At 60.6% G+C, this 13,420-nt stretch carries 13 protein-coding genes; 6 read left to right on the top strand and 7 right to left on the bottom strand.

Annotation, left to right across the window (positions count from 1 at the left end):
* Positions 1–76: 76 nt before the first annotated feature.
* A complete protein-coding gene (locus tag ACA074_RS27030; protein WP_497678095.1) occupies positions 77–1,225 on the top strand; it encodes an AlgP family protein in 1,149 nt (382 codons plus the stop codon).
* On the opposite strand, the gene ACA074_RS27025 is transcribed toward ACA074_RS27030, so the two are convergent.
* Positions 1,222–1,683, bottom strand: a complete 462-nt coding sequence (locus ACA074_RS27025) for a TIGR02444 family protein (RefSeq protein ID WP_497678094.1) — start codon at positions 1,681–1,683, stop codon at positions 1,222–1,224. The genes ACA074_RS27030 and ACA074_RS27025 overlap by 4 nt on opposite strands.
* Positions 1,684–1,733: 50 nt before the next feature.
* On the opposite strand from ACA074_RS27025, the gene ACA074_RS27020 reads away from it, so the two are divergent.
* The 3 genes from ACA074_RS27020 (at position 1,734) to ACA074_RS27010 (ending at position 4,924) form a co-directional block, all read left to right on the top strand.
* Positions 1,734–3,644, top strand: a complete 1,911-nt coding sequence (locus ACA074_RS27020) for an ATP-binding cassette domain-containing protein (protein WP_497678093.1) — start codon at positions 1,734–1,736, stop codon at positions 3,642–3,644.
* Entirely contained in the window at positions 3,644–4,225 is a 582-nt protein-coding gene (locus ACA074_RS27015; RefSeq protein WP_187678235.1) for a mechanosensitive ion channel family protein, read from the top strand. Before ACA074_RS27020 ends, ACA074_RS27015 begins: the two co-directional genes overlap by 1 nt.
* A gap of 66 nt (positions 4,226–4,291) precedes the next feature.
* Positions 4,292–4,924 carry a LysE family transporter gene (locus ACA074_RS27010; RefSeq protein ID WP_497678092.1) on the top strand — a complete coding sequence of 211 codons (633 nt, stop codon included), beginning with the start codon at positions 4,292–4,294 and terminating at the stop codon, positions 4,922–4,924.
* 203 nt (positions 4,925–5,127) lie between these two features.
* On the opposite strand, the gene ACA074_RS27005 is transcribed toward ACA074_RS27010, so the two are convergent.
* From ACA074_RS27005 to ACA074_RS26985, 5 genes are all read right to left on the bottom strand, one after another.
* Positions 5,128–5,871, bottom strand: coding sequence for a penicillin-binding protein activator LpoB (locus ACA074_RS27005; protein WP_401264528.1), 744 nt, complete (start codon positions 5,869–5,871; stop codon positions 5,128–5,130).
* Between the two features lie 3 nt (positions 5,872–5,874).
* Positions 5,875–6,462, bottom strand: a complete 588-nt coding sequence (gene lpoB / locus ACA074_RS27000) for a penicillin-binding protein activator LpoB (RefSeq protein ID WP_016772610.1) — start codon at positions 6,460–6,462, stop codon at positions 5,875–5,877.
* 38 nt (positions 6,463–6,500) lie between these two features.
* Positions 6,501–6,875: a YcfL family putative periplasmic lipoprotein gene (locus ACA074_RS26995; RefSeq protein WP_187678232.1), complete on the bottom strand. Its 375-nt coding sequence runs from the start codon at positions 6,873–6,875 to the stop codon at positions 6,501–6,503.
* Positions 6,876–6,890: 15 nt separating this feature from the next.
* On the bottom strand, positions 6,891–8,285 hold the full coding sequence (locus ACA074_RS26990) for a COG3014 family protein (protein WP_497678091.1): 1,395 nt from the start codon (positions 8,283–8,285) through the stop codon (positions 6,891–6,893).
* A gap of 204 nt (positions 8,286–8,489) precedes the next feature.
* Positions 8,490–9,899, bottom strand: a complete 1,410-nt coding sequence (locus tag ACA074_RS26985) for a COG3014 family protein (protein WP_497678090.1) — start codon at positions 9,897–9,899, stop codon at positions 8,490–8,492.
* A 233-nt stretch (positions 9,900–10,132) separates the two neighbouring features.
* On the opposite strand from ACA074_RS26985, the gene ACA074_RS26980 reads away from it, so the two are divergent.
* The gene (locus ACA074_RS26980) at positions 10,133–12,028 is read left to right on the top strand and encodes an FTR1 family protein (protein WP_497678089.1); all 1,896 of its coding nucleotides are present in this window, start codon (positions 10,133–10,135) and stop codon (positions 12,026–12,028) included.
* Positions 12,029–12,137: 109 nt separating this feature from the next.
* Entirely contained in the window at positions 12,138–12,593 is a 456-nt protein-coding gene (locus ACA074_RS26975) for a YaiI/YqxD family protein (protein WP_187678228.1), read from the top strand.
* A 66-nt stretch (positions 12,594–12,659) separates the two neighbouring features.
* Here the strand turns inward: ACA074_RS26975 and elbB are convergent, their stop codons facing one another.
* Positions 12,660–13,328, bottom strand: coding sequence for an isoprenoid biosynthesis glyoxalase ElbB (gene elbB, locus ACA074_RS26970; RefSeq protein WP_401264517.1), 669 nt, complete (start codon positions 13,326–13,328; stop codon positions 12,660–12,662).
* Between the last annotated feature and the right edge of the window lie 92 nt (positions 13,329–13,420).

The following is a 13,420-nucleotide window of genomic DNA, read 5'->3' as shown; positions in this document are numbered from 1 at the left end:
ACTGTCAAGATGACCTAGCGGCGGTAACTGCAGAGGTCTAGTATGAGCCGCACTCACGTCAGCCAGGAGGTAAACCATGTCGGCCACCAAGAAGCCTGTAAACACTCCGTTGCACTTACTCCAACAACTCTCGGGCAGCTTGCTCGAGCATCTGGAAAACGCTTGCTCCCAAGCCTTGGCTGATGCTGAAAAACTGCTCGCCAAACTGGAAAAGCAACGCGGCAAGGCGCAAGAAAAACTGCACAAATCCCGCACCAAATTGCAGGACGCAGCTGCCGCCGGCAAAGCCAAGGCGCAGACCAAAGCCAAAGGCGCAGTGAAAGAACTTGAAGACCTGCTCGATGCGCTGAAAGAGCGTCAGTCCGACACTCGCAGCTACATTCTGCAACTCAAGCGCGATGCCCAGGAAAGCCTGAAACTGGCCCAGGGTGTTGGTCGTGTCCAGGAAGCAGTGGGCAAAGTATTGTCGTCCCGCTCGGCCAAACCAGCGGCGGCACCTGCCAAGAAAGCCGCAGCCAAACCTGCTGCAGCCAAGGCGCCGGCGAAAACCGCTGCTGCAAAACCAGCCGCTAAAGCCGCCGCCAAACCAGTGGCCAAAGCGCCCGTGAAAGCTGCAGCAAAACCCGCTGCCAAGCCTGCGGCAAAAAAACCGGCTGCGGCGAGCGCTGCGAAACCGGCGGCTAAAACCACTGCGGCAAAACCTGCTGCCGCCAAAACTGCTGCGGCAAAACCCGCTGCAAAAACAGCCGCAGTCAAAGCAACTCCAGCTAAAACCGCAGCTGCAAAACCGGCCTCTAAAACTGCCGCTGCAAAACCTGCCGCCAAGTCCGCCGCCAAACCAGTTGCTGCTAAAACGGCTGCAAAACCAGCTACCAGAGTCGCCGCAAAACCAGCTGCCAAGCCTGCTGCAAAACCTGCAGTGAAAGCCGCCGCCAAGCCTGCTGCAAAACCAGCAGTCAAGCCAGCCGCTAAACCGGCCGCCGCTGCCAAACCGGCTGCCAAGCCCGCAGCAAAACCAGCTGCAAAACCAGCCGCGAAAAAACCAGTTGCTGCCAAACCAGCCGCTGCCAAACCGGCCACCGCGACAGCTGCCAAGCCTGCCGCACCGGCAACCTCGGCCTCGCCAGCAGCACCTGCGCCAGCCGCTACTACCTCGACTTCTACGACTGCGCCAACGCCAGCCGCTGCGTCGAGCGTTACCAGCAACCCAACCAGCGCTTCCTAAGTGCCGGTTGCCGCGATGCGCAGCACTTGCAGCGCATCGCGGTTCGGGCTGGCCCCTGGGCCTGCCAGTACCTCCAGCCACGCCATCGATCCCGATGCATTGCGCGCCCACACCTGCGCAATCCCCTCTAGCCGTGACAACAACGCACGCTCAGCCTCAAGCTCCAGCGCCTTGACTTGGTCACGCATGCCTTTCAACACCGCATCCTCCACAGCCCCCGCCTTCCATTGCACGCGCAATGCACGCAGCGGTTGCACGACCTCGATATCCCAAGGCTCGGTCAACGCCTGAAGCTGTTGCACGCGCTGTTGATCGCAGGCCACGCCACGTTGCTCCAGCCATAAACCGCACAGCAGCAGGCACACATTGGCCCCCGCCGTTTGCAATTGCAGGCAGGCGTCTTCCACGCCCGGGCGGGCGTAGGTGGCAAGGGAAAAGCTCCACAGGTCAGAGGACATCGTGCTACTCGCGCCAGTTGTGAGCGAAGCTGGTAGACTCCGCCGCCATTATGATCCGACTTCAGAACCTGACTTTACAGCGTGGCCCGCAACGTCTGCTAGAAGACGCCGAGCTGACCCTGCACGCCGGCCACAAAGCCGGCCTCATCGGTGCCAACGGCGCCGGCAAATCCAGCCTGTTTGCCTTGCTGCGCGGCGAGTTGCACCCGGATTCGGGCGATTGCCTGCTGCCGGCTGACTGGCGGATCGCGCACATGCGTCAGGAGGTCGATACCCTCGAGCGCCTGGCGGTCGACTATGTGCTCGATGGCGACCTGCGTCTACGTGAGGTGCAACGCGACCTTGCAGTGGCCGAAGCGGCCCATGACGGCGTGGCGCTGGCTCGTCTGCACGCCGAACTCGACAGCGCTGACGGCTACACCGCCGACGCGCGGGCGCGCAAGTTGCTCGCCGGTCTGGGTTTCACCAATGAGCAGATGGATCGCCAGGTAGGAGATTTCTCCGGTGGATGGCGGATGCGTCTGAATCTGGCGCAGGCATTGATGTGCCCCTCGGACTTGCTGCTGCTCGACGAACCGACCAACCACTTGGACCTCGACGCCATCATCTGGCTCGAAGAGTGGCTGAAGAGCTATCCAGGCACCTTGCTGCTGATTTCCCACGACCGCGATTTCCTCGACGAAGTCGTCGACCATGTTGCCCACGTCGATCAACGCAAAATCACCCTGTATCGGGGCGGCTACACCGCGTTCGAACGCGCCCGTGCCGAGCGTCTGGCCCAGCAGCAACAGGCCTACGAGAAGCAACAGGCGCAGCGTGCGCACATGGAAAGCTACATCGCCCGCTTCAAGGCTCAGGCCACCAAGGCCCGTCAGGCCCAGAGCCGGATCAAGGCGCTGGAGCGCATGGAAGAGTTGTCGGCGGCTCACGTCGATTCGCCGTTCGACTTCGTGTTCCGCGAGTCGACGAAGATCTCCAGCACGTTGATTGATTTGTCCGATGCGAACCTGGGCTACGGCGACCGAACCGTGCTGGAGAAGGTCAAGCTGCAACTGACCCCCGGCGCGCGGATCGGTCTGCTCGGGCCCAACGGTGCGGGTAAATCGACGTTGATCAAGAACCTCGCCGGTGAGCTGCAACCGCTGGCCGGTCGCCTGACCCGAGGCGAGAACACCGTGGTCGGCTACTTCGCCCAGCATCAACTCGACTCACTGGACTCCAAGGCCAGCCCGTTGCTGCACTTGCAGCGTCTGGCGCCGACCGAGCGTGAGCAGACCCTGCGTGACTTCCTCGGTGGTTTCGACTTCCGTGGCGCGCGGCTCGACGAGCCGGTACTGAATTTCTCCGGTGGCGAGAAGGCCCGTCTGGCCCTGTCGTTGATCGCCTGGGAACGGCCGAACCTGTTGCTTCTCGACGAACCGACCAACCACCTCGACCTGGAAATGCGCCTGGCGCTGACCATGGCGTTGCAGGAGTTCAGTGGTGCGGTTCTCGTGGTCTCTCACGATCGTCACTTGCTCAAGAGCACCACCGACAACTTCTATCTGGTCGCCGACGGCAAGGTCGAAGAATTCGACGGCGACCTCGAAGACTATGCGCGTTGGCTGGTGGAATACCGTCAACGCAATGCGCCGGTCAGCAACACCCCGGTGAACCCGGACAAAACCGACAAGAAGGCTCAGCGTCAGGCCGCTGCTGCGTTGCGTCAGCAACTGGCACCGCACAAGCGTGAAGCCGACAAGCTTGAAGCCGAACTGGGCAAGCTCCACGAAAAACTGGCCAAGGTCGATGCCAGTCTCGGCGACAGCGAAATCTACGAGCCAGCACGCAAGAACGAGTTGCGTGATCTGCTGGCTGAACAAGCCAAGCTGAAAGTGCGCGAAGCCGAACTTGAAGAAGCGTGGATGGAAGCCCTGGAAACCCTGGAAAGCATGCAGGCGGAGCTGGAGGCGTTGTCCTGATGGAAGCGTTCAAGCTGCCGCTGCCCGCCATGTGGGTCGAGCCGATCTGGCTCGGCGTGCAGATTCTGCTGATCCTGCTGGCCGGTTACATTGCCCAGCGCTTTGTCGCCAAATGCCTGACCCGTCTGGGCGAGCGTTACCCGTTTCCGCCGCAACTGCTGATGCCGCTGCGTGGCGTGTTGCGCTGGCTGATCATGGGCAGTGCGGTGATCTTTGTCCTGCAGCGCCTCGGCGTCTCGGCCACGGTACTGTGGACCGCGCTGTCGGGTTTCGTCGCGGTGGCGGCGGTGGCGTTCTTCGCGATGTGGAGTGTGCTGTCGAATCTGCTCTGCGCGATTCTGATCTTCACCGTCGGGCCGTTTCGCCTCGGTGATGTGGTCGAGTTGGTCGATACCACCGACAAGCCCGGCGTCAAAGGACGGGTGGTGGCGATCAATCTGCTCTACACCACGTTGATCGAGGCTGAGGAGCTGGGCACCGGCAGCGCGATGGTGCAGGTGCCGAACAGCTTGTTCTTCCAGCGTTCGGTGCGGCGTTGGCGGGGGACGGATGTGTTCCCTTCGAGCGGTTTCGAGAAGTAAGGCTTTTCAAGATCCATAGATCGCATTAGCTTGGACGTCTGTCACGAGTCAGAGTCGAGGTGTGCGATGGAGCTACAAACATGGATGGCGTTCTTCGCCGCCTGCTGGGTGATCAGTCTTTCCCCGGGCGCTGGCGCCATTGCGTCGATGTCCAGCGGTCTGCAATACGGCTTCTGGCGTGGTTACTGGAATGCCTTGGGCCTGCAAATCGGCCTGGCCGTGCAGATCGCGATTGTCGGCGCCGGTGTCGGCGCGATTCTTACCGCTTCGGCCACTGCGTTCCATGCGATCAAATGGTTTGGTGTGGCCTATCTGGTGTATCTGGCGATCAAGCAATGGCGCGCGCTGCCCATGGACATGAGCGATGACGCAGCGGTGCGGCCGATCGGCAAGCCGTTGGCGCTGGTCTTCCGCGGTTTTCTGGTGAATATCAGCAACCCCAAGGCATTGGTGTTCATGCTGGCGGTGCTGCCGCAGTTCATCAATCCCCACGCGCCGCTGCTGATCCAGTATCTGGTGATCGGCGCGACCATGATCTTTGTCGACCTGATTGTCATGGCTGGCTATACCGGTCTGGCGTCGAAAGTGTTGCGCCTGCTGCGCACGCCAACACAACAGAAACGCATGAACCGCACGTTTGCCGGGCTGTTCATCGGCGCGGCGGCGTTTATGGCGACGTTGCGTAAAGCGGCGGTATAAACCCCGCAGGCACAAAAAAGGCGACCTCATGAGGTCGCCTTTTTTATTAGTGCTGAGGATGTTTTTGTGGCGAGGGGATTCATCCCCGATGGCTCGCGAAGCGGGCCCCTCTTGATCTTGAAAGAAAGGGGGCTGCTATGCAGCCCATCGGGGATAAATCCCCTCACCACAAAAGTCCACTGCAGATTTGTGCAGGCCTGCAATCAGCGCAAAATCACCGGTGCGGTATCGCGCGGCAGGTTGTTACGCTGCTGCGGCTCGCGCGGCTGCTCGTAACCGCCGCCTCCGAGCTGTTGGCTCAGTTGTCCGGCCACGTCCTCACCCAGCGCCTTCGACACCTCGCGCACCACCCGTGGGCGGTTCAGCGAGATCTTGATGTCGCGGTGGTTCACCAATTTGGTGTCCTGCGCTTCACCCATCGCCGTGAAGGCCGACGTGATTTCGAAGGTCTTGGTGTTGATCAGGCTGAAGTCCGCCACCAGCGTCAGGCCCAGTACCGCCGAATAGCTGTCGGTGTGCGCCAGCTCGTTCATGTCCTGGGTGAAGTCGATGTCTGACACGGTGCCAAACAGAACATAGTCGGCACCCTTGAAGTTGCCGGCCTTGATCCGCTTGATCACGTCGTAGATGTCACCCTTGGACGACGCGGTGTACGGCGTGCCCTGCACCAGCTGGAACATACCGGTACGCAGAATTTCACCCTTGATGTCGCCGGTGAATTTGCGCAGCTCGGTCTGCTCGATGTAGCTGGTGGTCGCTTCGATCTCGTTATAGCTCGAAGAACCGCTGGAGCTGTAGTAACCCTCGCGGTAATTGTTCTGCGCCGAAACGATGTGGATGTATTGCTCCACACGTTCCTGATACGCCAGATCCGTCACCGCGACTTTCGGGGCCGCTTGCGCGCCAAACGCGCAAGCCAGGGCCATCATGCCAATCCATGTGCGCATCGATTAACGCTCCGTGGTTTTGCGGATCTCTTTTTCGTCCATCCACTCGGCCAGACCGCTTTCAACGTCGATCAATTGCAGGCTGAACTTGTAGAAGACGTCCTTGTAATCGCTGCTGCGCTTGACGATCGAGCTGATCGAACCTTCGATGCGGTACTTGGCGGCAACCATGTTGCCAGTCTTGGCCACGGTGCTCTTCTTGTACAGGCCGCTCTGGTTTTGCAGCTTGAGCTGATCAACCTGGCTCTGCATCGCATTGTTGTCGCTGGCGAAGCGCGCAACGCCGGTTTTCATCAGCTGAGTCTTGATGCTGGTGGTGATTTCGCGGGTATCGATGTACTCGCTGGTCTTGTTCTTCACGTCGTAGACCTGAACCACCGGGCGGCCCTGCAGAATGCCGGACTGGGCCAGGGAGCGGGTCATCGACTCGGCGATCATTTGCAGGTCAGTCGAACCGAATTCGTTGGTGACGGTTTCAACAGCCTTGGTGTCGCCGTAGCTGATGTTCTTGCTGCCCAGGGTTGGCGAGGTGTTGGCGCAACCGGAAGCCAGCAGGGCGATAACGGCGATGCAGGAAAAGCGTGCAAACATGACAGTGCTCTCTAAAACAGGAATAGGGGGAAGCGGACTTAAGGCGTCTTGATTTCCAGACGGAAATCCACGGCTTTCGGCGTCGGGGCGATAGCCTGGACGAAGCTGGTTTGCGCGCCGTACATCATCTGGCTTTTCCAGACTTCTTCTTCCGCGACCGGGAAGCCTTCAGGGCCGAGCCAGGCGAAGCGGTAGTAGAAAATCTTGTTGCTGTTGAGGGTGTTGCTCAACTGCACATTGACGGTCATGAAGCCGTTTTCGCGGGCGACGCGCATGGCGCCGACGACGATGTGTTTTTGCGGCCCCATGGCCACGACTTTGCTCGCGGCGCTGCCCGGCTCAGGAGGTGGCGGGGTGGCGCAGCCGCTGGCCAGCACGGCGAGGGCGGCGACGGCGATGAGTTTGAAGCGCATGCAAAGACTCCGTTCTTAAGGTTGTTTGAGGCTGGCGACGTTGGTCGCAGCGGCGCTCGGGATCACGTGGGCGGCGAGACCGCCAGCAAACACCTGATTGCCCACGGCACGCAGGCTGATCACCTGATAACGCTGATCGACGGTGATCTTGACCACCGAACCGCCCACAGCGCTCGGCAGAGTGACTTGGTGTTCACCTTTCTTCAAGCGCAGACGCACCACCTGGGTGTTGTCCGGCAGCGTGCGCCACGTACGGGTATCGGCACCTTCGAGCACAGCTGAAGAGATACCCACGGCCAGACCGGCCAGTGGATTGGTTTCGTTGATCTGCTTCTGTGCCACGCCTTTGGTGATCGCGCGCACGGTGGTGCGCAGGATAATCCCCGGCATGTCGTCGCGCAGGGCGCGGCGAGACATGGCGGTGGTGCTGTTGAGGCCGGTCAGGTTGACTTGCTGGCCGTCGACACCGATCTGCGCGAACGGCGCGGTGGAGGTGTCAGGCTTGATGATCGGGAACGACAGCGGCGTGATCACCAAGTTGTTGGAGATTGGCAGCGGCAGTGGCACGCGAATCGAATCGCGGGACGGCGCCAGACCGCTTTGCACCACGATCAGGATGTCGCTGTCATCGCTCTTGGTCGGCTTGTCGAGGTTGACCAGCGCCTGTTCCAGCAGCGGCGTGTTCGGGCGCAGTTCTGCGGCCTTGCGGTAGCCCGGTGCAGCCAGGTCTTTTTCGCCAAGGGCTTCGTAAACGAAACCGGCCAGGTAATGGCTGAACGCACTCTGGTAGCTGTTCTTCAGGCCGACCACTTCCGGCGCATCGAGGCTGGCGACCGGATAGCCCTGCAGATCCTTGTACTGAGTCTTGATGCCTTCTTTCTCGGCCTCTTCCTCGCTCTTGAGGTATTCCTTGTCGCGCAGGTCGGCGATCACCGCTTCACGTTCGTGAGTCTTCTTGATCGCAGTGCGCGCGCCGTCGAAGTCATTGACCGCCAGCAGGTTCAGGGCCATTTGCGTGGTCAGCATGACTTTTTCGTAGTCGTAGCCTTCGTAGCGGCGAACCTTGTCGTTGACGATGAAGCTGCCGAACTGGGCCAGGTACTTGCCGGTGTCGAGCTTGACCGCGTCTTCCCACTGACCCACCACCTGGTCGGCGCTGGTCCAGGCGTTCTGGCTGCCGGACAAGTCGCCCTTGGCGCGCAGCAGTTCACCTTTCTCGAAGTAATAGAGCAGGTCTTTGTCGGCGCTGGTGTTGTTCTTTTCCAGCAGGGTCAGCGCGGCATCGACATTGCCGGAAGCCAGTTGCTGGTTGGTCTGGGCCAGCTCGGAGTCGTAGTTGCGAAACGCCGAACAGCCGGACAGCAGAGTGACGGCGCTGAGCGCAATCAGAGTGGGGGCGCGGAATGCCATGGGGGTACTTCTTCCCTGGAGTAACTACAGCCGCGGATGCTGGTCGGGCTGGTGTGACCCATCGACAGTGGCGTTGGCCTCCTGCCAATTCCTCATAACCAGAGGAGCTTTTATGCCGCATCGCGATAGCGAGGGCGCGGCATTATAAGCGGGTGCTAGTGGCTATGTAATAGCTTTTTAATTGCATCGGTTAGTTAGGTGCCATTACTGCCCGGTACTGCCAGCGTTAGCAGGCTCTGGTACTTCGGGTAGCACCAGCGAAGACCCCACGTAGTAGTTCACGCCCATGAATACCCGCAGGTTGAACACCTGATGGTTCTGGTCGACACGCACGGTGAACCCGTCCGCTGCACGCAAGTACGGGAAGCTCACGCGATGCAGACCTTTTTTCAGGCGTAGACGGGCGACCAGGGTTTTGTCCGGGAGGGTGCGCCAGGTGCGCGTATCCGCCTCTTCGAAAGGATCGTGTTCAGTAACCACCAGCGAAGCTGTGGCCGGATTGCGTTCATTCTTTTGAGCCTGACTGATGGCGGCCATGTTGGCGCGGAACATGGCGCGAGAGATGATCGCCGGCATGTCATCGCGCAAGGTACGCATGGCCATGTCAGTAACGCTGTTGATCATCGTCAATGGGTATTGTTTGCCGTCGACGAGCACACTCGGAACAGGCGGTGTGATCGTATCGGGCACCATCACCGGAAACGAGATCGGCGCGACAATCGTCAGGTTTTCGTTCAGCCGCACCGGGATCGGCACTTGCACCGAACTGCGCACCGGCGCGAAACCGGCCTGGACAACGACCAGGATCTCGCTTTCATCCGCTGCCGGCGCGGGCTTGTCCAGATTGCGCAAGGCTTTCTCGAGAAACGGTACGCCCGGGCGTAACTCAATGGCCTGGCGATAACCCGGTGCCGCGAGCGTGCGTTCGCCCAACGCTTCATAGGTGAAGCCCGCCAGGTAATGGCTGAATGCACTCTGATAGCCGTTCTTCAGTTCAACCACTTGCGGGGCGTCGAGGACAGTGACCGGATAGCCTTGCAGATCCTTGTAACGCAACGTGATCCCTTGGCTTTTGGCCTGTTCTTCAGCTTCTTCGTATTGCCGTTCCCGCTGGCGCGCAATCAGGGTTTCGCGTTCGTGGGTTTTCTTGATGTCGGCGCGCGCACCGTCGAAATCGTTCTCCGCCAGTTGGTTGAGCGCCATCTCGGTGGTCAGCATGACTTTTTCGTAGTCGTAACCTTCGTAGCGCAGCAACTTGTCGTTGACCAGCATGGTGCCCATTTCGTTGCCGAACCGGGTCAGCAGCTTCATGCCAGCGGAGGGGACGGCCTCTTCGCGCTGGACAATCATCCGGTCAGCCGTGCGCCAGGCTTCCTGACTTTTTGGCAGGGCCGTGCCGGCACTGAGAATGGCGCCTCTTTCCAGGTAATACAGCAGATCCTTGTCTTCCCAGGGATTATTCAACTCCATCAGATAGAGCGCTTCGTTGAGATTGCCCGCCGCCATCTGATCGATGGTCTGCTGCATCTCTGCATCGTAATCGCGGTAAGCGGCGCAACCGTTCAGTTGCATGAGGGCGCTGAACAACAGGCAAAACGGCAGGCTACGGCGCATGGAGGCAGGTTCTTCCTTGAACGGCAAGGGCGGGAGGTGACGCAGTATAAGGGCTGTTTGCCCCGGCATGTCGCACTCAAGGTGCAGGTGTTCGTCGAGTTCAAGCACGCACATTACCGGACAAAAGCTGCACCGTTACGCTGAAAAAAACGACCGCCGCGCTGACAAAGCTTGAGGGAATCTCATTGGAAGTGAACAATGTGTTACTTCGTATTACCAATTGAGATTCGTTCATGACTGCGCCGTCCCGTTTTCTGGCCTGGCTGTTGTTCCCGTTGTGCGCCCTGAGTTGCTCAAACCTGTTGGCCGATACGGTGGAAGGCGCGCCGCAAGCGCTGCACATGCTCGATTACATCAGTGCCGACTATCCGCCGACGGTGGAAGCGGGCAAAGTCGTCGACGACTCTGAATACCGTGAGCAACTGGAATTCATTCAGGTGTTGCAGGGGCTGATCGCGGATTTGCCGGTTAAACCGGAAAAGGCCGGGCTGGAGCAAGGTGTGATTGCCTTGCGCGCGGCGGTCACCGCTCGGCAGGACGGCGCGGAAGTTGCCCGTCAGGCGCGGCAACTGGGGGCGAAACTGGCCGTGGCCTATGAGGTCAGCCAGGCGCCGGTCATCACGCCCGATCCGGCGCGTGCCGCACCGCTCTTCGCCCAGCACTGCTCGGTGTGCCACGGTGAAACGGGCGCGGGCGATGGCCCGGCCGGTGTCGGCCTGACACCGCCCCCGGCCAACCTGCGCGACGCCGCCCGTCTGGATCACCTGAGCCTCTACGCGATCTACAGCACCCTCGGTCAAGGCGTCGAAGGCACCGATATGCCGTCGTTTGCCGATCAACTGGATGATCGCCAGCGCTGGGACATGGCGACATACGTCGCCGGGCTCAGCGCCGATGCCTCGGCAGCCAAATCCGGGCAGACCTACAACATCGCCGATCTGGCCCGCCAGACCCCGGCCGAAGTGCAAATTGCCGAAGGCGCGCAAGCCGCCGCGACGTTCCGCGCCCAGCGTGCGCAGCCGCCGCAGGTCAAGCGTGGCCCGGCGCAGTTGCTCGACTACACCGCTGCAACGCTGGACAAGAGCCTCGTGGCTTACCGCGCTGGCGACCACGATCAGGCCTACGACCTGTCGGTGGCGGCGTATCTGGAAGGCTTCGAACTGGTCGAGAGTTCGCTGGATAACGTCGATGCCAACGTGCGCAAAGACACTGAAAAATCCCTGATGGCTTATCGGCAGTCGTTGCAGGACGGGTTACCGGTGGCCCAGGCCGAACAGCGTCTGGACGCGGCCAAGGCCAAACTCAAGGAATCCGCCGGTCTGCTCGGCAGCGATGGTTTGAGCTGGTCGCTGAGCTTTATCTCCGGTCTGCTGATTTTGCTGCGCGAAGGGCTGGAAGCGATTCTGGTGCTGGCGGCGATCCTCGCGTTCCTGCGCAACACCGGTCAGCAATCGGCGGTGCGTAGCGTTAACGTTGGTTGGGGCCTGGCGTTGCTGGCCGGCCTGGGGACTTGGGCGCTGGCGGCGTATGTGATCGATGTCAGCGGCTCGCAGCGTGAATTGCTCGAGGGCGCTACGGCGCTGTTCGCCAGTGTGATGGTGTTGTGGCTCGGTGTGTGGATGCACGACCGCCGTCACGCAGCAGCCTGGCAGGATTACATCAAGAGCAGTCTGGTCGGCGGTGGCGGGCGTTTTGGCTTCGCGATCCTGGCGTTCTTCTCGGTGTATCGCGAGCTGTTCGAAGTGATCCTGTTCTACGAAACCCTGTGGTTGCAGGCCGGTCCTGCCGGACACAACGCGGTATTGGCAGGCGGTGCGACGGCGCTGGTGCTGCTGGTCGGTCTGGCCTGGGTGATCCTGCGCGGTTCGGCAAAACTGCCGCTGACGCTGTTCTTCAGCATCAACGCCGCGCTGCTGTGTGCGCTGTCGGTGGTGTTTGCCGGGCATGGCGTGAAGGCGTTGCAGGAAGCGGGGATCTTCGGCACGCGGCCGGTGGTGTTCTTCGATTTCGACTGGCTGGGGATTCATGCCGATGCCTATTCGCTGACGGCCCAGGCAGTGGCGATTGTGGCGATCATCGTGCTGTATAGCCGTAGTCGGCTGGCTGAGAAGAAGCGAGTCGCCGCCTAACGGCATTCGCTGCGCTCACATTCGCGGGCAAGCCACGCTCCCACAGGTTTAGCGTTAACCTTGTGGGAGCGGGCTTGCCCGCGATGCTTTTTGAATTGAGGAAAACAACATGCGTGTATGGATCGATGCCGACGCCTGTCCACGGGCGGCGAAGGATCTCGTGGTGAAGTTCGCGCTCAAGCGCCAGTTCGAAGTGGTGCTGGTGGCGGGGCAGCCGCAGACCAAACCGGGGCTGGCCATCGTCAAGTTGATCGTGGTGCCCAGCGGCCCGGATGCGGCGGACGATTATCTGGTCGAGCACGCCGTGCCCGGTGAGCTGGTGATCTGCAGCGATATTCCGCTGGCCGATCGGTTGGTGAAAAAGGGTGTGGCGGCGCTTGATCCGCGAGGCAAAGAGTTCGATGCGCAGAACATGGGCGAGCGCCTGGCCGTGCGTAATCTGTTCACCGACCTGCGTGAACAAGGCCAGATGAGCGGCGGCCCGGCGCCGTTTGGCGAGCGCGAGAAGCAGGCGTTTGCCAATGCGCTGGATCGAATCCTCACCCGTCTTTCACGCCAATCCTGATTCATCCGAATATCTGTGGTGAGGGGATAAATCCCCTCACCACAAAATCTCTTCAGCATGATCGGATCAGGCGTCGTTCTCGTGAGTCAGCTCAAGGACGCGGTCGACCAGTTTGTTAATCCCCGAAGCCGCTTCACTGATGTTCTGCGCCAGCATATAAGCCGGGGTCGTCACCAGTTTGCGTGCCTTGTCTTCGATGATGTCGGTCACTGCGCACTCTTCGTGGGTGGCGCCCATCTTGTTCATCGCGGTGGCGGTGTCGGCATCGTTGCCGATGGTGCAGGTCACGCCCGGGCCGTAGATCTTTGCCGCGAGTGCCGGCGAGATGCAGATCAGCCCCACTGGTTTGCCTGCTTCGGCAAACGCTTCGGCCAGGGCCAGAACGTCTGGCTGCACGGTGCAGCCGGCGCCTTCGATGGCGAAGTTCGACAGGTTCTTCGCCGCCCCAAAGCCACCCGGCACGATCAGCGCATCGAAGTCGTCGACGTCGGCCTCACGAATGTCCTTGATGTTGCCCCGGGCGATGCGCGCCGACTCCACCAGCACGTTGCGCGACTCGGGCATTTCGTCGCCGGTCAGGTGATTGATTACATGCAATTGCGCAATGTTCGGGGCGAAGCACTGTACCTGCGCGCCGCGTTGATCAAGGCGTAGCAGGGTGATGACGCTTTCCTGGATTTCTGCTCCGTCGTAAACGCCACTGCCGGACAGGATCACTGCAACTTTTTTGCTCATGGGTTTCTCTCCAGTTTCATGGCGCTAAATGTCCACTAATTTGTCGCGCGTTGCCATAGGGTAAATTCGCGCTCAGGCCTACGATCTGTTGC

Source organism: Pseudomonas sp. LBUM1655 (assembly GCF_059716085.1).
This window is presented reverse-complemented; position numbering and strand designations above follow the sequence as displayed.